Below are 18297 nucleotides of genomic sequence, written 5' to 3' on the forward strand. Positions count from 1 at the left end.
GCTCAGCGGATTCCGTACCCAGCCCCATGCCGACCTCGCTAGTCATGCTGCTGGCCGTTGCTTGCGCCTTGAGCGTGGCCAACGTGTACTACGCCCAGCCCTTGCTGGACGCGATCGGCCGCGAATTCGCGCTCGATCAGGCGGCGGTGGGCGTGGTGGTCACGGCCACCCAATTGGGCTGCGCGGTGGCGCTGCTGTTGGTGGTGCCGTTGGGCGATCTGCTGGATCGGCGCAAATTGATGCTGGGCCAGTTGGCCCTCTTGATGCTGGCCTTGGTGGCGGTGGCGCTGTCAGCCAACACGCCCTGGCTGCTGGCGGGCATGGTGGCGCTGGGCCTGCTGGGCACGGCGATGACGCAGGGCTTGCTGGCCTTGTCCGCCGCCCTGGCCGCGCCCGGCGAACGCGGTCGGGTGGTGGGCGCCGCGCAGGGTGGGGTGGTGATCGGCCTGCTGCTGGCGCGCACGGTGGCCGGCGTGGTGTCCGATGCCTGGGGCTGGCGCGCCGTGTACGGGGTGTCGGCGGTGGTGGCTGCCGTGCTGGCTCTGGTGCTCATGCATCGCCTGCCCCAGCGCCGGCTGCCCACGGCCAACCTGTCTTACGTTGCCCTGCTGCGTTCCATGGCGACGCTGCTGGCCACGGAACCCGTGCTGCGTGTGCGCGGCATGATCGCCTTGCTGATGTTCGCCGCCATCAGCGCGTTCTGGACGGCGCTGGTGTTGCCGCTGAGCGCGCCGCCGCATTCCTTGTCGCACACGGCGGTGGGCGCGTTTGGCCTGGTGGGGGTGTTGGGGGTGCTGATGGCGGCGCGTGCCGGCCGCTGGGCCGATCGCGGCTTGGGCCAGCGCACCACCGGCGCGGGCCTGTTGCTGCTGTGCCTGGCGTGGGCGCCCATCGCGTTGCTGGACTACAGCCTGTGGGCTTTGGCGCTGGGCGTGCTGGTGCTGGACGTGGCGCTGCAAGCCCTGCATGTGACCAATCAGACGATGATCTTCAGCATCAGCACGCAGGCGCATAGCCGGCTGGTCGGGGGCTACATGATGTTCTACGCGGTGGGCAGCGGGCTGGGGGCAATTGCGTCGACGGCGGTGTATGCGCGCGCGGGCTGGCTGGGTGTCTGCGCGCTGGGCGCCGCCATCAGCGTGACGGCGCTGTTGTTCTGGGTGGCGACGCTGCCCGCCAAGGCCGCGCCGCCACCTTCCGGTCAGGGTTGTACCGCGTAGTCCTTGGACCCCAGCACCACGGCCGCCAGGCCGGGCGCCTGCGTCAGCTTATGCAGGGCATACGTCTGCACCGTGGCGATCTTGGCCTGATGGAATTCAGGGTCTTCAGCCTGGTGTTCCAGGCTGGCCAAGAGCGCGCGCGCCATCTGCCAGCCCGCCAGCGTGGTGCCGGCCAGCAGCAGATAGGGCACGGCCGACCCGAACACGGCGTTCGGCGCGCCGGCCGCATTGGCCAGCACGAAGTCCACCACGTTGGCCAGCGCCAGACGGGCTTGCCGCAGCGGCTTCAGCACCAGGCCAGCGGCGGGTTCGCTGCGCGATTCCAATTCCGTTTCGGTCTGGCGGATGGCTTCCAGCAGGCCCTGCGCCACGGCGCCGCCATCGCGCAGGGTCTTGCGGCCGACGAGATCATTGGCCTGGATGGCGGTGGTGCCTTCGTAGATGGTCAGGATGCGGGCATCGCGGTAGTACTGCGCCGCGCCGGTTTCTTCGATGAAGCCCATGCCGCCATGCACCTGCACGCCCAGGCTGGCGACGTCGATGGACATTTCGGTGCACCAGCCCTTGACGATGGGCACCAGGAATTCCTGGATGGCCAGGTGGCGCTTGCGCTCGTCGGCGTCGGGGCTGGCATGGGCCAGGTCGGCGTGTCCGGCGGTGACGTAAGCCAGCGCGCGGCCGGCCTCGGTCAGGGCGCGCATGGTGCCCAGCATGCGGCGCACGTCGGGGTGATGGATGATGGTCACGGCCTCGCGCGCCGACCCGTCCACCGGACGGCTTTGCACGCGGTCGGCGGCATAGGCCAGCGCGTGCTGGTAGGCGCGGTCGGCAATGGCGATGCCCTGCACGCCCACCGCGTAGCGCGCGGCGTTCATCATGATGAACATGGCGTCCAGCCCACGGTTTTCCTGGCCGACCAGATAGCCCAGCGCGCCGCCCGCGTCGCCAAATTGCAAGGTGGCCGTGGGGCTGGCCTTGATGCCCAGCTTGTGTTCGATGGACACGCAGGTGACGTCGTTGCGCGCGCCCAGCGAGCCGTCTTCGTTGACCAGGAACTTGGGCACCAGGAACAGGGAAATACCCTTCACGCCCTCGGGCGCGTCCGGCAAGCGCGCCAGCACCAGGTGCAGGATGTTCTCGGTCAGGTCGTGGTCGCCGTAGGTGATGAAGATCTTGGTGCCGGACAGGCGGTACGTGCCGTCGCCCACCGGTTGCGCGCGCGTGCGGATCATGGCCAGATCGGACCCGGCTTGCGGCTCGGTCAGGTTCATGGTGCCGGTCCATTGCCCGGAAATCATCGGGCCGATGAAGCGCGTTTTCAGTTCCGGCGAACCGGCCGTCAGCAGCGCCTCGATGGCGCCGTTGGTCAGCAAGGGGCACAGCGCGAAAGACAGGTTGGCGGCGTTCAGCATTTCAGAGCAGGGCGAGCCGATCAGCCCGGGCAAGCCCTGGCCACCGTATTCCTGCGGATGCGACATGCCTTGCCAGCCGGCCCCGGTGTATTGCCGAAAGGCCTGCTTGAAGCCGGGCGACGTAGTGACGGCGCCGTCGCGCCAGGCGCTGGGTTCGCGGTCGGCCGGGTGGTTCAGGGGAGCCAGCACCTCGGCGGCGAAGTGGGCGGATTCTTCCAGCACGGCTTGGGCGGTGTCGGGCGTGGCCTCCTCAAAACCGGGCAGGGCGGCAACTTGCGGCAGGCCGGCCAGATGGTTCAACACAAACAGCATGTCTTTCACGGGGGCTTGGTACGTCATGGCCGAAAAACTCCTGGATGAAGGTTGCTGGGGGGCCGGCGTTCAGGCGGCTTTGTTGGGGTTGTCTTGGGTGGGGGCAGTGTCGGCCGACGTGCCTGCCGACGGGCCGGCCAGATCGATGGCCTGGGTCGCGCCGATGGCGGCGCGCAGTTCAAACTTCTGGATCTTGCCGGTGGAGGTCTTGGGCAGTTCGCCGAAGCGCACCGCGCGCGGCACCTTGAAGCCCGCCAGCAGCAGCTTGCAATGCGCAATGATCTCTTCGGCGGTGGCGGTGCTGCCGGCCTTCAGTTCGACAAAGGCGCAAGGCGTTTCGCCCCACTTCGGGTCGGGCATGGCCACCACGGCCACGGCCGCCACGGCGGGGTGGCGGTAGAGCGCGTCTTCCACTTCGATGCTGGAAATGTTCTCGCCGCCCGAGATGATGATGTCCTTGCTGCGGTCTTTGATGCGCACATACCCGTCTGGCGTCATCACGCCCAGGTCGCCGGTGTGGAACCAGCCGCCCGCGAAGGCCTCGTCGGTGGCACGTTCGTTTTTCAGATAGCCCTTCATGCAGATGTTGCCGCGGAACATGATCTCGCCCACGGTCTGCTCATCGGCGGGCACTTCCTGCATGGTGTCGGGGTTGCGCACGGACACGCCCGCCTGCAAGTGGTAGCGCACGCCCTGGCGCGCGGTCAGCAAGGCGCGGCGTTCATCGTCCAGCGCGTCCCAGGCTTCCTGGCGGGCGCAGACGGCGGCTGGTCCGTAAACCTCGGTCAGGCCATATACGTGCGTCAGTTCAAAGCCGATCTCGCGCATCTTGGCGATGACGGCCGGTGCCGGCGCGGCGCCCGCCACCATGGTGCGCACGGTGTGCGTGATGCCCGCCCGTAGTTCGACAGGCGCGTTGGCCAGCGCGCTTTGCACGATGGGCGCGCCGCAATAGTGCGTGACGCCTTCGGCGCGGATCAGGTCGAATACCGTCTTGGGATCGAACTTGCGCAGGCAGACGTTCACGCCCGCGCGCGCGGCGACGGTCCACGGAAAGCACCAGCCGTTGCAATGGAACATGGGCAGCGTCCACAGATAGACCGCGTGCTTGGGCATGTCCCATTCAAGAATGTTGCTGATGGCGTTCATATAGGCGCCGCGATAGTGGTAGACCACGCCTTTCGGGTCGCCGGTGGTGCCCGACGTGTAGTTCAGTGCAATGGCGTCCCATTCGTCGGCGGGCGGCTGCCAGTCGTAACGGGCGGGGGCGTCGGCCAGAAAGGCCTCGTAGTCGACGGCGCCGGGCAGGGTGGCGGGGGCGCCGTCCAGGTCATGGACCGAGATAACCGTCAGGTGGGGGAATTCGGCGCGGGCGCGTTGGGCGATGTCGGCATATTCGGTGTCGATGATCAGCGCGCGGGCTTCGCCGTGGCCCAGCATGAACAGCACGCTGGGCGCGTCCAGCCGGGTGTTCAGCGTGTTGAGCACGGCGCCCAGCATCGGCACGCCGAAGTGGGCTTCGACCATGGCGGGAATGTTGGGCAGCATGACGGCGACGGTGTCGCCACGCTTGATGCCGGCCCGTTCCAATGCATTGGCCAGCCGCTGCGCGCGTTCGTAGGTCTGGCCCCATGTGCGCCGTACCTGGCCGTGCACCACGGCCAGCCGGTGGCCATAGACTTCCGCCGCGCGGGCGATGAAGTCCACGGGCGTCAAGGGGGTGTAGTTGGCGTCGCGGCGCCCCAAACCATGGTCGAACATGCTGCTCATGCCTAGTCTCCGAATGGGGCGCGTCGTGCGGCCCCTGTCTTGTTCGAGGTGTGCTGATTGCGGGAAGCTTGATTCCCGTCGCTTGCGTGAGCTTAGGGGCGGCCGGAAAATACTGTCTGTCGCCTGCATGACAGACCGCCGGCCGACCCCGCAAACTTCCAGTTTTACACGGTTCCGCCCATGTCCGACGTTTCAAACATTGTTTCCGATGCCGAGCTGGCCAGCCTGTTCCGGGCCTGTGCCTGGTTCGGCGCGCTGGACGCCCGGCACCAGGATTTGGTGCTGGCGACGTCGCGGGCGGAACACGTGGCGAACGGGGCCTGGATTGCGCGGCGCAACGCGCCATCGGACTACTGGCTGGGCGTGCATACGGGGCTGCTGAAGCTGGCCATCTATAACGAATCGGGACGCAGTTGCACGTTTTCCGGCGTGCCGCGCGGCGGCTGGTTCGGCGAGGGCAGCGTCATCAAGCGCGAACTGCGCAAATACGATGTGGTGGCGATCCAGCCGTCGCTGGTGATGTTGGTGCCGGCCGCGACCTTTCACGCGCTGCTTGCCGCCAGCCTGCCGTTTTCGCATTTCGTCATTGGCCAGTTGAACGACCGCATGGGCGAATTCATTGCGTCCATCCAGAACCACCGGCTGCTGGACGCCGATGCGCGCGTGGCGCAGTCATTGGCGCAGTTGTTCAATCCGCAGTTGTATCCGTCCACCGACCTGACGCTGGCCATCTCGCAGGAAGAGCTGGGTTTTCTGACGGGCTTGTCGCGTCAGCGCGTGAACCAGGCCTTGCAAACCCTGGCGGACGCCGGGATCCTGGCGCTGGCGTACCACCAGATCAAGGTGCTGGACCTGGACCGCTTGCGGCAGTTTGGCCTGGATCAGATCTAGACGCGTTCAGCGCGGCGCCAGGGCACGGGACAGCGCGGCGCGCGCCAGGATGCGGGTGGAGTCCAGGGTGGGCAGGGCGCAATTGCCGTCGTTCAACACCAGCGGCAATTCGGTGCAGCCCAGCACCACGGCATCGCAGCCGGCATCGCGCAGGCGCTCAGCAATGCCTTGCAGCCGCGCCACCGATTCGGGCTTGAATTCGCCATAGACCAGTTCGTCCATGATGATGCGGCCCAGCGTGATCCGGTCTGCTTCGGCGGGGCGCAGGTAATCCAGCCCCAGCGCACCCAGCCTGTCCGGGTAGACGCTGCTGTCGACCAGCCAGCGCGTGCCCAGGATGCCGATGCGCCGGTAGCCGCGCGCACGCGCCTCGGCCGCGACTTCTTCGGCGATATGCAGCCAGGGCAACGGGGAATCCGGCAGCACGTGGCCCAGCGCCTGGTGGATGGTGTTGTCGGGGCAGATCAGGAAGTCGGCGCCCGCGCGCGCCAGCTTGCCGGCCGACGACAGCATCAACGCACCCACGCCGGGCAGGTCGTTGTTGTCCAGGCAAACCACGTAATCCGCCAGCGAATGCGTGTGCAGGGAAATTTCGGGGTGCGCGTGCGGCCCCATGCGCTGCGCGCCTTCCGCGCACAGGGTGCGATAGCACAGCGCAGCGCCCTCGGCGGAGCAGGCGACGATACCGATATGCAGGGGGGCGGCTTTCATGGGGTGGGGTCCTGGTTCATGGCCCGCACGTGGCGGGCGATGTCGACAAAGCTCTTGGCCATGGCGGCTTGTTGCGCGGCAGGCAATCGCGACAGGAACAGTTCGTCGATGGCTGGGCCGTACACCTTCCACATCTCGCGCCGCAGGGCACGGCCCTTGGGCGTCAGGCGGGCATAGGTCGCGCGCCGATCCTCGTCGGAACGAAAGCGTTCGACCAGGCCGGCCGCTTCGATGCGGTCCATCAGGCGCGTGAGGTTATAGCGCGCGATCACCATGCGTTCGGCCATTTCAAACATGCGCGCCGTGCCCTCCGGCGCGCGCTCCAACGCCCATAGCGCGTCGTACCACGCCAGCGGCGGCAGCTCGGCGGCTGACAGCCGCTTTTCAATTTCCTCCACCACCAGCGCGTGCGCGGTCAGGAAGAGGCTCCATCCGTCGGGCTTGCCCGTGGCCATTCGGTCGTTCCTTCTGATATCGGGAATGCAGCCGCGATTGTAAGAGCGGCTTGGCGGGATGCGCGACCGGGGGTGAGCTGCACGGCGCAAAGATAGTTGCACTTGCAATTGTTATTGTGTCGCCATACGATTGCAATTGCACATGATGCAATTGCAACTCACAATGTGAAACGCAGGTGCCGACGTCTTGCGGCTTGGCGCTGCCCACCCACCAAAGGAACCCATCCATGGACACCCCGATCGATTCAACCGACGCCGACCCGCAAGAAACCCAGGAATGGCTTGACGCCATGCAGGCCGTGCTGGCCCACGAAGGCCGGCCGCGCACGCATTACCTGCTGGATCAGTTGATCCAGCAGGATCGCGCGGACAATGGGCGCTATGCGGCGCCGGGCGTCACCCCCTACGTGAACACGATCAGCGCCGCGTGCCAGCCCGCCTTTCCGGGCGATATCGGCATCGAGCAGCGGCTGGACGCCTACCTGCGCTGGAATGCCATGGCCATGGTGTTGCGAGCCGGCAAGACCTCGGGCGTGGGCGGCCACATCGCCACCTATGCGTCGGCCACGACGCTGTACGAAACGGGCTACCGCCATTTCTTTCGCGCCGCCACGCCCGACTTCCTGGGAGACCTGCTTTATATCCAGGGACATTCCGCGCCCGGCATCTACGCGCGTGCCTATCTGGAAGGCCGAATCTCCGAAGCTCAGTTGGACGGCTTTCGCCGCGAAATCGGCGGCGGTGGGCTGGCGTCCTATCCGCACCCGCGCACCATGCCGGACTTTTGGCAATTTCCCACGGTGTCGATGGGCCTGGGGCCGTTGATGGCGGCCTACCAGGCGCGCTACATGCGTTATCTGGAAGACCGCGGGTTGATCCCCGCGCAGGGCCGCAAAGTGTGGGGCTTTCTGGGCGACGGCGAACAGGACCAGCCCGAAACGCTGGCCGCCGTGGCGATGGCCGGCCGTGAAAAACTGGACAACCTGATCTTCGTGGTCAATTGCAACCTGCAACGGCTGGACGGACCGGTGCGAGGCAATGCCAAGATCATCCAGGAACTGGAAAGCGTCTATCGCGGCGCGGGCTGGAATGTGATCAAGGTGGTCTGGGGCGCCGGCTGGGACGCGCTGCTGGCGCAGGACCACGACGGCCGCCTGCGCCGGCGCATGATGCAATGTGTGGACGGTGAATACCAGGTGTTCAAGGCGCGAGGCGGCGCCTACGTGCGCGAGCATTTCTTTGGGGTGGACGAGGTGCTGCTGGAACGCGTGGCCCATCTGTCGGACGAAGAGATCGGCGCGCTGAATCGGGGCGGCCACGACCCCGCCAAAGTGCATGCCGCCTATGCGGCGGCCGTGGCGCATCGGGGCCAGCCCACCGTCATCCTGGCCAAGACCGTCAAGGGCTACGGCATGGGCGCCGCGGGCGAGGCCGCCAACACCAACCACCAGCAAAAGAAGATGGCGGACCCGGCCGTGCGCGCGTTTCGCGACCGATTCGCCATTGCCGTGCCAGACGATCAGCTTGCGCAAATTCCCTATATCAAGCCCACGCCCGGTAGCGCCGAACACAACTACTTCCAGGCCGCCATCGCGCGCGCGGGGGGCCATTTGCCGAAGCGTTCGGCGGGGCCGGGACCCTTGGCCACGCCGCCGCTCGCCGCGTTCGCCGCGCATCTTAAGGGCAGCGACGGCCGTGAATTTTCAAGCACGATGGCATTTGTGCGCGTGTTGGCGCAGTTGCTCAAAGACCCGGAGATCGGCCCGCGCGTGATTCCCATCGTGCCCGACGAGTCGCGCACGTTCGGCATGGACGGCATGTTCCGCCAGGTGGGCATCTATTCGCACGTCGGCCAGCTCTATACGCCGCAGGACGCGGACCAGCTCAGCGTCTACCGCGAGGACCGCAAGGGCCAGATCCTGCAGGAAGGCATCAACGAATCCGGCGCGATGTCGTCGTGGATCGCGGCGGGCACGGCGCACAGCACGCATGGGCTGGCCACGATTCCCTTCTACATCTTCTATTCCATGTTCGGCTTTCAGCGCGTGGGCGATCTGGCCTGGGCCGCGGGCGACATCCGCGCGCGCGGTTTCCTGTTGGGCGCCACGTCGGGGCGGACCACGCTGGAAGGCGAGGGCCTGCAACACGACGACGGCCACAGCCACGTGCTGGCGTCGGTCATTCCGTCCTGCCGCGCCTATGACCCCGCCTACGCCTATGAAATCGCGGTGATCGTGCAGGACGGACTGCGCCGGATGTATCAGGACGGCGAAGACGTTTTCTATTACCTGACGCTGGTCAACGAGAAGACCGCGCATCCGCCGATGCCCGAAGACGCACAGGCCGGCATCCTGCAAGGCATGTATTGCCTGCGCCAAGGCGAGCCGGGCGCGTTGCGTGTGCAACTGCTGGGTAGCGGCGCGATTCTTGCCGAGACGCTGGCCGCCGCCGATCTCCTGCGGCAGGACTTCGGCGTGTCGGCGGATGTCTGGAGCGTGACAAGCTATTCCGAACTGACGCGTGACGGCCAGGAGGTCGAACGTTGGAACCGCTTGCATCCGCAGGCCCAGGCGCGGCGCGGCCATGCCGAAACCGCCTTCGCCGCCAGCGTGGGCCCGGTGGTGGCCGCGACGGACTATATGAAGACGGTGCCCGAGCAGATCCGTCCCTTCGTGGCGGGCCGGCGCTATGTCACGCTGGGCACCGACGGGTTCGGCCGCTCGGATACGCGGCAGGCGCTGCGTTCGTTCTTCGGCGTGGACCGCCATCACATCGCGCTGGCGGCGCTAAAGGCTCTGGCGGATGACGGGCGGGTAGACCCGGCCCAGGCCGCCCAGGCCATCGCCCGATACGGCATCGACGCCGAGGCCGTATCGGCCGCCTTGCCCTAGGGTAAGGGTTGAATCGCGGGGGGCATGGGCGGGCTCGCACCGCGTCCCTGCCGCCCGCGCGCGGCAGGGGGCGCGCCGGTAGTGTTAAATACGGTTTTCCCGGACCGTGAATGCGGGCGCTCGGGCTATAGCGAAGGAAACAATATGGCATTCGATTTTGATCTGTTTGTGATCGGCGCGGGCTCGGGCGGCGTGCGCGCGGCCCGTTTCGCGGCGGGCTTCGGCGCGCGCGTGGCCGTGGCCGAAAGCCGCTACCTGGGCGGCACCTGCGTCAACGTGGGCTGTGTGCCCAAGAAGCTGCTGGTCTACGGCGCCCACTACAGCGAAGACTTCGAGCAGGCCCACGGCTTTGGCTGGTCCACCGGCAAACCGTCCTTCGACTGGCCCACGCTCATCGCCAACAAGAACCGCGAAATCGAGCGCCTTAACGGCATTTACCGCAACTTGCTGGTCAATAGCGGCGTGACGCTGCTGGAAGGCCACGCCCGCATCGTCGACCCGCATACTGTCGAGATCAACGGCCAACGCCACACCGCCGCCAACATCCTGGTGGCGACCGGTGGCTGGCCGCGCGTGCCGGACATTCCGGGCAAGGAACACGCCATCACCTCCAACGAGGCCTTCTTCCTGCCGGCGCTGCCGCGCCGCGTGCTGGTGGTGGGCGGCGGCTATATCGCCGTGGAATTCGCCTCTATTTTCAATGGAATGGGCGCGCAGACCGTCCAGGCGTATCGCGGCCCCTTGTTCCTGCGCGGCTTCGACCAAGGCGTGCGCGAGCATCTGCGTGACGAGCTCACGAAAAAAGGCGTCGACCTGCGCTTTTTCACGGACCTTGCCCGTATCGACAAGCAGCCCGACGGTTCGCTTGCAGCCACGCTGAAGGACGGCTCGGTGATTGAGACGGACTGCGTGTTCTACGCCACCGGACGCCGCCCCATGCTGGACAACCTGGGCCTGGAGAACACCGGCGTCAAGCTGCGTGAAGATGGCTTTATCGAAGTGGACGACGAATACCGCACGGCCGAGCCTTCCATCCTGGCCATTGGCGATGTGATCGGGCGCGTGCCATTGACGCCGGTGGCGTTGGCCGAAGGCATGGCCGTGGCGCGCCGCCTGTTCCGTCCCGAGGAATACCGCAAGGTCGACTACAAGCTGATTCCGACCGCCGTGTTCAGCCTGCCGAACATCGGCACGGTGGGCATGACCACCGAAGAAGCGCGCGAGGCCGGCTACGAGGTCAAGCTCTTCGAAAGCCGGTTCCGTCCGATGAAGCTGACGCTGACGGAATCGCAGGAAAAGACGCTGATGAAACTGATCGTGGACGCCAAGACAGACCGCGTACTGGGTGTGCACATGGTGGGCCCGGATGCCGGCGAAATTATTCAGGGCATCGCCGTGGCGCTGAAGGCGGGCGCCACCAAGCAGGTGTTTGACGACACCATCGGCATCCACCCCACGGCCGCCGAAGAGTTCGTGACGCTGCGCACGCCGGTCGCGCAATAAGGCTTACAGCCGTTCGATCATGGCGCGCGCCGCCGCCGGCGCGCGTTCTTTCGCCCCGTTGATGAAAAAGGCATAGACGTCCTGCGGGCGGGCCGCCCCGGGCGGCGGCTGGCCGACGCGGGGCAGGTCGGCCGGATCGGCCCCGCGCGCCCAGGTGCGCAGGCGTTCGGCCCAGGCGTCCAGCACCTTGGGCGCATAACCGGCCTTGAACGCGGTGCTGGCGCGCATCAGGCGCGCGTAGACGAAGTCAGCGGTGCGGTCGGCGATGGACGGAAAATCCTCGCTGTCGGTGTAGACCGTGGCGGTGCGGTGGCGGCGGGCCAGTTCCAGGTATTCCTCGCAAGCAAAGCTGGGGTGGCGCACGTCCAGCACGTGGCGCAGCGGCAGACCATCAACCTTGTCGGGCAGCAGCGCCAGGAACGCGCCGAAATCCTCGGCGTTGAAGGTCTTGGTGGGGGCAAACTGCCACACCACCGGACCCAGCTTGGGGCCCAGTTCGGCGATGCCGCTGTTCACGAATCGCAGGATCGAGTCTTTCGCGCCCGCCAGTTCGCGCCGGTTGGTGGCGTAGCGCGAGGCTTTCAGCGAAAAGACAAAGCCGTCCGGTGTCTCGTCGCGCCACTTGGCGAAGGTGGCCGGCTTCTGCGTGCTGTAGTAGGTGCCGTTGATTTCAATGGCGGTCAGCCGCTGGCTGGCATATTCCAGTTCGCGCGCATGCGGCAGGCCTTCTGGGAAGAACGTGCCGCGCCAGGGCGCATAGGTCCAGCCTCCGATGCCGACTCGAATGGTGGGGCCTGCCCCCTGGGACTGATGACGATTCGGCATGTTCAGGTGCTCCATGCTGTCGAACGATGCCGTTCACTGTATCGCTACGCAGGCGCGGTCGTAAAGGCGAGGATGTTGCTCGGAAGGTCCTGCCCACGCCGGTGTGGCTTCGGCGATACGAGATGAAAGCGGGTTTGGGAACATCAAAAAAATCCCTGTTCCGATACAGTTTTGAGATAACGTGTGCGAATCACTTTCCGACGACATCCGGCGCGCGCCGGCTCAACATGCCCGACCTGACTCATCTTCTTGCCTTCGCCCTGGTGTCCTTGGGCATGGTGCTGACGCCCGGCCCCAACATGATCTACCTGGTGTCGCGTTCGATCTCCCAAGGCGCGCGCGCCGGCCTGATTTCGCTGGGCGGCGTGGCGGTCGGGTTCATCTTCTACGTGTGTTGCGCGGCATTCGGCATCACGGCCTTGCTGCTGACGGTGCCCATGGCCTACGACGCGCTGCGCATCGGCGGCGCCCTGTATCTGCTGTACATGGCGTGGCAGGCCATCCGGCCGGGCGGCCGTTCGCCGTTCCAGGTGCGCGAGCTGCCCAAGAGCAGCGCGCGCACCCTGTTCACCATGGGCCTGGTGACGAACCTGCTTAACCCCAAGATCGCGGTGATGTATGTGTCGCTGCTGCCGCAGTTCATCCAGCCCGATCACGGCAGCGTGTTCACACAGTCGCTGGCCTTGGGCATGACGCAAGTGGTGATCAGCCTGTCGGTCAACGCCGTCATCGCCATCACCGCGGGTTCCATCGCCGTCTTTCTGGCGGGACGCCCCTTGTGGATGGTGATTCAGCGCTGGCTGATGGGAACCGTGCTGGCCGGCCTGGCCGTGCGCATGCTGATGGACACGCGCCGCTGATGCCACAGGACGACGGATTTTTCGGATCGCTGGGCGTCATGCTCGGCGAAGCGCTGCGCGCCGTGGTGGCGGGCATCAAGTGGCTGCTGGGCGGCTTGGGCGGCGCCTTGGGCGACTTCTACGGCGGGCTGTCCAAGGCGATGGGCATGAGCCCATCCATCTTCAATTTCGTCTTGCTGGTGCTGGGGCTGATGTTCCTGTGGGCGGCCATCAAGGCGTTGTTGCGCCGCTCCATCCTGGGCTTTCTGTTCTGGCTGGTGCTGGCGGTGCTGGTGCTGGGCGGTTTGGTGAATTAGCGGCGTGCGTTAAGCGCCCGATGCTGCGGCGCTGATTCTCCAGCGCTGATTCTCCGACGCTGATTCTCCAGTGCCGCTCCTCTAGCGCCGTGCCTGGCGCGCGAAGTCACCCAGGCGTTTGATCATGGTGGGGAAGTGGTCGGCGCTGGTGTTGCCGTAACCGATCACCAGGCCGTTGTCTTCCGGACGCGGCACCATCGCGAACGACGATAGCGCGCTGGGGTTCATGCCCACTTGCCGCGCCTGCGCCACGATGGTCTGATCCGGAATGTCGGGCGGCAGGCGTACCGTCAGATGCAGCCCGCTATGCCCGCCCAGCACCTCGTGGTCAACGCGCAAATGGGTGGCCAGCGCCTCGCGCAAGGCGGCTTGCCGGTCACGGTACAGGCGCCGCATGCGACCCAGGTGCCGCGAAAACTGGCCGTTGTCGATGAAGGCGGCCAGGGTAAGTTGTTCCAGCCGATGGCCGCCGCGCAGCATCTCAACGACCGAGGGCAGCGCCGTCTGGGCAAGCGCCTCGGGCAGCACCAGAAAGCCCAGCCGCAAGGCTGGGAACAGCGTCTTGCTGAACGTGCCCACGTACAGCACGGGCGCATCAGGCACCAGCCCCTGCATGGCGGCGATGGGTTCGCCCTGATGACGGAATTCGCTGTCGTAATCGTCTTCGATGATCCATGCGCCCGCGCGCCGGGCGCGTTCCAGCAAGTCCAGCCGACGCGCGACCGACAGCACGGCGCCCGTGGGGTATTGATGCGTGGGCGTGGTCTGGATCAGGCGCGGCGGCTGGGTGTGCCAGGCGTCTTCGGAGATGACAATGCCGTCGGCGTCCACGCGCATGGCCACCACGTTCAGGTCACCGCCATGAAAGGCCGACTTGGCGCCGCGATAGCCCGGATCTTCCAGCCAGGCCGTGTCGCCCGGGTTGGTCAGCAATTGCACGCACAAGGCCAAGGCGCCTTGGGCGCCTTCCGTGATGATGATGCGCGAGGCGTCGCAGTGCACGCCCCGCGACACGCGCAGGTATTGGGCGATGGCTTCGCGCAGCGCGGGTTCGCCGATGGGGTGGCCGTAGCCCAGTGTGGCGGCGGGTGCTGCGTGCAGGGCGCGGTCTTGCGCGCGGCGCCAGGCGTTCAAGGGGAACTGGGTCAGCGCCGGCGTGCCGGGCGTCATCGGCAGCGAACTGTCGCTGGGCGGGCGCGTGGCCACGATGCGTGACAGGCGCGTGGCGGTGGCGGGGGGCAGGGCGCGCTTGGCGGCACGGTTTGCTGAGGGCAGAGAGGCCGTGGACAGAGGCGACGACAGGGGCGCCGACAGGGGGGCAACGCGCGTGCCCTGGCGGTCGGCAATGACGTAGCCTTCGGCCGTCAACTGCTCGTAGGCGATCAGCACCGTGTTGCGCGAAATGGCCAGGTCTTCGGACAGCGCGCGCGACGATGGCAGCTTGCCGCCGGCAGGCAATTGGCCGGCCAGAATGGCTTGCTTCAAACGCTGGATAAGCTGGCGCTGGCGGGGCAGCGCACCGGGGCCACGCGCAAGCGGGCTGGACAGCAGGGCGCTGTCGGCGGGAAGGTTCGGGCTTGGCATTTGGGCTGATGTTTGGGCTGGCATTTGGATTGGCGCCGGGGTTGACGCTTGCGATGGCGCCTGGGCTGGTACGTGCAAGGGCGCAGGGGTTGGTGCCTGCGATGGTGCAGAGGTTGGCACGCGTGATCGCGCTGGGGTTGGCACGTGCAATGGCGCAGGGGTAGGCACGTGCAAGGGCGCAGGGGTTGGCACCTGCGATGGTGCGTGGGTTGGCATCTGGGATGGTGCCGGGGCTGCTGCCTGCGTCGGTGCCCGGGCTGGCATATTCATGGCCCCATTAAATTCCAGGATCGTGGTGCTTTTTATGATGCCACGATTCCGATATCGTGAGGTTCTGCGTGTTGCGTCCGCCACGGCCGGCGGCGCGCGCTTACCCCTTGATGAGGCCCCGCCGCATGCCACCCCGCGTCAATGCATTCCAACAACCCATCGGCCCCGACGTACCCGGCTGGACGCCGCGTCCGCGACCCCCGCTGACACCCGCTACCGGCCGCTACTGCCGGCTGGAACCGTTGTCGGCCGAGCGTCACGCGGCAGACCTGTATCAGGCGTTCAGCCAGGCGCCGGACGATAGCGACTGGACCTACATGGGCGTTGGCCCGTACGCCGATGAAGCCGCGTACCGCGCCTTTGCCGAAGCCGCCCAGGCGGGCAACGACCCGCTGCACCACGCCATCATCGACCTGCAAACGGGCCGGGCCATCGGCACGCTGGCCTTGATGCGCATCGACCCGGCCAATGGCGTCATCGAGGTCGGCTTCGTGTCGTTCTCGCGCCAGCTCAAGCGCACCCGCATCGCCACCGAGGCGCAGTTCCTGCTGATGCACCGCGCGTTCGACGAACTGGGTTATCGGCGATATGAATGGAAGTGCGACAGCCTGAACGCGCCGTCGCGCCAGGCCGCCGCGCGGCTGGGGTTCCAGTTTGAAGGCGTCTTCCGCCAAGCCACGATCTACAAGGGCCGCAGCCGCGACACCGCGTGGTTTTCGATCATCGATAGCGAATGGCCGGCTCTGCGCGCCGCTTACGAGCGCTGGCTGGATCCCGCGAACTTCGATGAGCAAGGCAAGCAGCGTCAAGGGCTGTCCGAACTGATCGCCATGGAAAAAGCCGCGTGCGCCTGATCCCGGTAGCGCTGGCCCTGTTCTGGGGCTTGAACTGGCCGGCGGTGAAGATCATCTTGGCGATCTTCCCGCCGTTTACGCTGCGCGTGCTGGGGCTGGGCAGCGGCGCCATCCTGTTGCTGCTGCTGGCGCGCGCCAAGCGGCTGGCGCTGCTGCCGCCTCGCGATGCGTGGCCCGGCATCGTCGTGGGCGGGGTGCTGGCCGTGGCCGTCTTCAACCTGGCGGTGGCCTGGGCGCAACTCAGCACCAGTACGTCCCGCGCGGCGGTGCTGACCTTCACCATGCCCATGATGTCGGCGGTGCTGGCGTGGCTGGTCCTGGGCGAACGCCTGGACCGGCGGCGCGGGCTGGCGTTGATGCTGGGCGCGATAGGCGTGGCCATCCTGGCCTGGCCCGTGCTGCACGCGGTGTTCGCGGAACACGATCTGGCGGCAACCAAGGGCTTGATCTTCCCGCTGGTGGCGGCGTTCGGATGGGCGGCCGGCACCGTCTATCTGAAGCGCTGGCCCGTGAATGGGCATCGCATCGTCATCACGGCTTGGCAACTCGCCGTAGGCGCCGCCTGCGCGCTGACCGGTGTGTTGATCGCAGGCGAATTGTTTCCCACCCAAGGCTGGAACGGCCGCATCGTCGCGGCGCTGTCGTTCCACATCATCCTGGGCACGGCGGTGGCGTATTGGCTGTGGTTCGTCCTGAGCGAACGCGTCAGCGCCACGGTCGCCGCGCTGACAACGCTGATGGTGCCCGTGGTTGGCGTGCTGGGCGCAATGGCCCTGGTCGGCGACAGACCTGGCGCAGCCGACTGGTGGGGGTTTGGTTTTGTGCTGGCGGGCGCGGCGCTGATCGTGTTGAACCTGGGGCGCGGGCGTGGCTGAGCGAGATGGGTTACGTGCGCTGGACGGCAGTTCCCAGTTGTTTGCCGTCCCGCACTTCACCCATCCTACGAACGTGCACCCGTAGGATGGCCCGTAGGATGGGTGAAGCGCGGCAAAATCGACGCAAGAACACCCCCACAAATCGCGCGCAACCCATCACACCCGTCGCCGTAGGATGGGTGAAGCGCGGCAAAATCAACGCAAGAACACCCCCAAAAATCGCGCGCAACCCATCACCCCCGCCGTCTACGCACCCACTCCCTGACCATTTCCCCGCCACTCACCAACGTGATGCCGATTAGCACCAACACCGCGCCCACAGCAAACCCGGAGTCCAGCGGTTCATCAAGAATCAGCACGCCGAAGCTCACGCCAAACAACGGCGTCATGAATGACAGGATCGACAGGCGCGACGCCAGGTATCGGCGCAGCAGCCAAAACCACGCCAGGTAGCTCGACAACGCCACCACCACGGATTGAAAGGCAACGCTCAAGATAGCGGCTTGCGTTGCGTGGATGGTGTGCTGGCCGGTGGCCGCGGCATAGGCCAGCAGGCCGACCGCCGCAACCATCATTTGATAAAGCAAGGTCTTGGACGGCGCGGCCTCTGACAGCGATGTTGCGCGAATGGCAACCGTGGTGGCGCCCCACAGCAGGCCGGCCGCCAAACCCATGGCGTCGCCCAGCAGCATGTTGGGGGCGCCGGCCGCCGCTTGTGGCGCATCGCCCTTGACCAGGAATGCCACCGCGATGCCGCCGAACGCCACCGCTACGCCCAGCCATTGCAGCGGCTGCATGCGTTCTTCGGGCAGCAGCCAGTGCAGGCCCAGCGCGGCGAAGATGGGGGCCGTGTACAGGAACACCGACATGTGCGAGGCCGTGGTGTGCAGCAACCCTTGCGCCACGAACAGAAATTCGCCCGCGAACAGCAGCCCCACGATCAGCCCTGGCAGCGCCGTGCCGTCGCGCACCGCGCGCAAGCCTTCGGCCCGCCACACCACTACCGCCAACACCAACGCGGCGAAGGTCGAGCGCAGGCCGATCTGCATGATCGGGGCAATGTCGGCCGCGACCAGCTTGATGGCAATCTGCTGAAACCCCCAGCACACGCACAGCACCAGCATGCCGGTGGTGGCCAACGCGTCCAGCGGCAGGCGCAGCGGTTTTGAAGCCGGGGCAGAACGCGACCCACGCGTACTCATGGCAATTCGGCGGGGTAGCTGTCCAGCGCCAGGCCGATCTGTTGGCGCAGGTCCCATTCGGCCAGCGTGGATTGCACCGGGCCGAAGAAAGCGCCGTCCCGCGTGACGAACATGGCGGGCAGGTGAAAGACCTCATACCGTTCCACCAGGCCGCGGTTGTCGCCGGCATCCACCCAGCAGACGCGCTCCACCGGCAGTTCCAGCGCGGGCAGTTGTTCGCGCGCGATGCGGCAGGTGCCGCAGGTGCGGCTATGGAAGACCAGCAGCGTAAGACCGGGGGCGTCCAGCAGGTAGCGGTCGGCGGTGCTGTCGTTGAGTTCTATCTGTTCCATGGCGTATCAAATCCGGGGCGAGGCAGCGGGGCAA

General features: G+C 66.5%; 16 protein-coding genes. 8 read left to right on the plus strand and 8 right to left on the minus strand.

Going from position 1 to position 18297, the window contains the following annotated elements; genetic code table 11:
- Positions 1-26 precede the first annotated feature (26 nt).
- Complete coding sequence (locus tag CVS48_RS15560; protein WP_100855219.1) at positions 27-1220, plus strand: MFS transporter; 1194 nt, start codon at positions 27-29, stop codon at positions 1218-1220.
- On the opposite strand, the gene CVS48_RS15565 is transcribed toward CVS48_RS15560, so the two are convergent.
- Both CVS48_RS15565 and CVS48_RS15570 read right to left on the minus strand, forming a co-directional pair.
- A complete protein-coding gene (locus CVS48_RS15565) occupies positions 1202-2971 on the minus strand; it encodes an acyl-CoA dehydrogenase (RefSeq protein ID WP_100855220.1) in 1770 nt (589 codons plus the stop codon). The genes CVS48_RS15560 and CVS48_RS15565 overlap by 19 nt on opposite strands.
- Before the next feature lie 42 nt (positions 2972-3013).
- Positions 3014-4714, minus strand: coding sequence for an acyl-CoA synthetase (locus tag CVS48_RS15570; RefSeq protein WP_100855221.1), 1701 nt, complete (start codon positions 4712-4714; stop codon positions 3014-3016).
- Positions 4715-4894: 180 nt separating this feature from the next.
- On the opposite strand from CVS48_RS15570, the gene CVS48_RS15575 reads away from it, so the two are divergent.
- Positions 4895-5605, plus strand: coding sequence for a Crp/Fnr family transcriptional regulator (locus CVS48_RS15575; RefSeq protein WP_100855222.1), 711 nt, complete (start codon positions 4895-4897; stop codon positions 5603-5605).
- A 6-nt stretch (positions 5606-5611) separates the two neighbouring features.
- Here the strand turns inward: CVS48_RS15575 and CVS48_RS15580 are convergent, their stop codons facing one another.
- Both CVS48_RS15580 and CVS48_RS15585 read right to left on the minus strand, forming a co-directional pair.
- The gene (locus tag CVS48_RS15580) at positions 5612-6316 is read right to left on the minus strand and encodes an aspartate/glutamate racemase family protein (RefSeq protein ID WP_100855223.1); all 705 of its coding nucleotides are present in this window, start codon (positions 6314-6316) and stop codon (positions 5612-5614) included.
- Positions 6313-6771 (minus strand): MarR family winged helix-turn-helix transcriptional regulator, encoded by a 459-nt coding sequence (locus CVS48_RS15585; protein WP_100855224.1) that lies wholly within the window; start codon positions 6769-6771, stop codon positions 6313-6315. Before CVS48_RS15585 ends, CVS48_RS15580 begins: the two co-directional genes overlap by 4 nt.
- A gap of 227 nt (positions 6772-6998) precedes the next feature.
- Between CVS48_RS15585 and aceE the strand changes: the two genes are divergently transcribed.
- Positions 6999-9662, plus strand: coding sequence for a pyruvate dehydrogenase (acetyl-transferring), homodimeric type (gene aceE, locus CVS48_RS15590; protein WP_100855225.1), 2664 nt, complete (start codon positions 6999-7001; stop codon positions 9660-9662).
- Positions 9663-9806: 144 nt separating this feature from the next.
- Positions 9807-11165 carry a glutathione-disulfide reductase gene (gene gorA / locus CVS48_RS15595; protein ID WP_100855226.1) on the plus strand — a complete coding sequence of 453 codons (1359 nt, stop codon included), beginning with the start codon at positions 9807-9809 and terminating at the stop codon, positions 11163-11165.
- Between the two features lie 3 nt (positions 11166-11168).
- Here the strand turns inward: gorA and CVS48_RS15600 are convergent, their stop codons facing one another.
- Positions 11169-11990, minus strand: coding sequence for a DUF72 domain-containing protein (locus CVS48_RS15600; RefSeq protein WP_100857681.1), 822 nt, complete (start codon positions 11988-11990; stop codon positions 11169-11171).
- A gap of 227 nt (positions 11991-12217) precedes the next feature.
- Here CVS48_RS15600 and CVS48_RS15605 point away from each other — a divergent pair, with 227 nt between their 5' ends.
- Entirely contained in the window at positions 12218-12850 is a 633-nt protein-coding gene (locus CVS48_RS15605) for a LysE family translocator (RefSeq protein ID WP_100855227.1), read from the plus strand.
- Complete coding sequence (locus CVS48_RS15610; RefSeq protein ID WP_100855228.1) at positions 12850-13146, plus strand: hypothetical protein; 297 nt, start codon at positions 12850-12852, stop codon at positions 13144-13146. The genes CVS48_RS15605 and CVS48_RS15610 overlap by 1 nt, the downstream gene beginning before the upstream one ends.
- 81 nt (positions 13147-13227) lie before the next feature.
- On the opposite strand, the gene pdxR is transcribed toward CVS48_RS15610, so the two are convergent.
- Positions 13228-14730, minus strand: coding sequence for a MocR-like pyridoxine biosynthesis transcription factor PdxR (pdxR, locus tag CVS48_RS15615; protein WP_100855229.1), 1503 nt, complete (start codon positions 14728-14730; stop codon positions 13228-13230).
- Positions 14731-15125: 395 nt separating this feature from the next.
- Here pdxR and CVS48_RS15620 point away from each other — a divergent pair, with 395 nt between their 5' ends.
- Together CVS48_RS15620 and CVS48_RS15625 are read left to right on the plus strand one after the other, a co-directional pair.
- Positions 15126-15854, plus strand: coding sequence for a GNAT family N-acetyltransferase (locus CVS48_RS15620; RefSeq protein ID WP_100855230.1), 729 nt, complete (start codon positions 15126-15128; stop codon positions 15852-15854).
- Positions 15845-16729, plus strand: coding sequence for a DMT family transporter (locus tag CVS48_RS15625; protein WP_100855231.1), 885 nt, complete (start codon positions 15845-15847; stop codon positions 16727-16729). Before CVS48_RS15620 ends, CVS48_RS15625 begins: the two co-directional genes overlap by 10 nt.
- Positions 16730-16962: 233 nt before the next feature.
- Here the strand turns inward: CVS48_RS15625 and CVS48_RS15630 are convergent, their stop codons facing one another.
- Both CVS48_RS15630 and CVS48_RS15635 read right to left on the minus strand, forming a co-directional pair.
- Positions 16963-17931 carry a DMT family transporter gene (locus tag CVS48_RS15630; RefSeq protein WP_100855232.1) on the minus strand — a complete coding sequence of 323 codons (969 nt, stop codon included), beginning with the start codon at positions 17929-17931 and terminating at the stop codon, positions 16963-16965.
- Positions 17928-18263, minus strand: coding sequence for a thioredoxin family protein (locus CVS48_RS15635; protein WP_100855233.1), 336 nt, complete (start codon positions 18261-18263; stop codon positions 17928-17930). The genes CVS48_RS15630 and CVS48_RS15635 overlap by 4 nt, the downstream gene beginning before the upstream one ends.
- Positions 18264-18297 lie beyond the last annotated feature (34 nt).

This window comes from Achromobacter spanius, from assembly GCF_002812705.1.
GTDB lineage: Bacteria > Pseudomonadota > Gammaproteobacteria > Burkholderiales > Burkholderiaceae_B > Achromobacter > Achromobacter spanius.

What these genes read in the sequence shown, in the direction of transcription:
- CVS48_RS15560 (WP_100855219.1), top strand. Translation starts at nt 27, where the DNA reads ATGCCGACCTCGCTAGTCATGCTGCTGGCCGTTGCTTGCGCCTTGAGC.
- CVS48_RS15565 (WP_100855220.1), bottom strand. Translation starts at nt 2,971, where the DNA reads ATGACGTACCAAGCCCCCGTGAAAGACATGCTGTTTGTGTTGAACCAT.
- CVS48_RS15570 (WP_100855221.1), bottom strand. Translation starts at nt 4,714, where the DNA reads ATGAGCAGCATGTTCGACCATGGTTTGGGGCGCCGCGACGCCAACTAC.
- CVS48_RS15575 (WP_100855222.1), top strand. Translation starts at nt 4,895, where the DNA reads ATGTCCGACGTTTCAAACATTGTTTCCGATGCCGAGCTGGCCAGCCTG.
- CVS48_RS15580 (WP_100855223.1), bottom strand. Translation starts at nt 6,316, where the DNA reads ATGAAAGCCGCCCCCCTGCATATCGGTATCGTCGCCTGCTCCGCCGAG.
- CVS48_RS15585 (WP_100855224.1), bottom strand. Translation starts at nt 6,771, where the DNA reads ATGGCCACGGGCAAGCCCGACGGATGGAGCCTCTTCCTGACCGCGCAC.
- aceE (WP_100855225.1), top strand. Translation starts at nt 6,999, where the DNA reads ATGGACACCCCGATCGATTCAACCGACGCCGACCCGCAAGAAACCCAG.
- gorA (WP_100855226.1), top strand. Translation starts at nt 9,807, where the DNA reads ATGGCATTCGATTTTGATCTGTTTGTGATCGGCGCGGGCTCGGGCGGC.
- CVS48_RS15600 (WP_100857681.1), bottom strand. Translation starts at nt 11,990, where the DNA reads ATGCCGAATCGTCATCAGTCCCAGGGGGCAGGCCCCACCATTCGAGTC.
- CVS48_RS15605 (WP_100855227.1), top strand. Translation starts at nt 12,218, where the DNA reads ATGCCCGACCTGACTCATCTTCTTGCCTTCGCCCTGGTGTCCTTGGGC.
- CVS48_RS15610 (WP_100855228.1), top strand. Translation starts at nt 12,850, where the DNA reads ATGCCACAGGACGACGGATTTTTCGGATCGCTGGGCGTCATGCTCGGC.
- pdxR (WP_100855229.1), bottom strand. Translation starts at nt 14,730, where the DNA reads ATGCCAAGCCCGAACCTTCCCGCCGACAGCGCCCTGCTGTCCAGCCCG.
- CVS48_RS15620 (WP_100855230.1), top strand. Translation starts at nt 15,126, where the DNA reads ATGCCACCCCGCGTCAATGCATTCCAACAACCCATCGGCCCCGACGTA.
- CVS48_RS15630 (WP_100855232.1), bottom strand. Translation starts at nt 17,931, where the DNA reads ATGAGTACGCGTGGGTCGCGTTCTGCCCCGGCTTCAAAACCGCTGCGC.
- CVS48_RS15635 (WP_100855233.1), bottom strand. Translation starts at nt 18,263, where the DNA reads ATGGAACAGATAGAACTCAACGACAGCACCGCCGACCGCTACCTGCTG.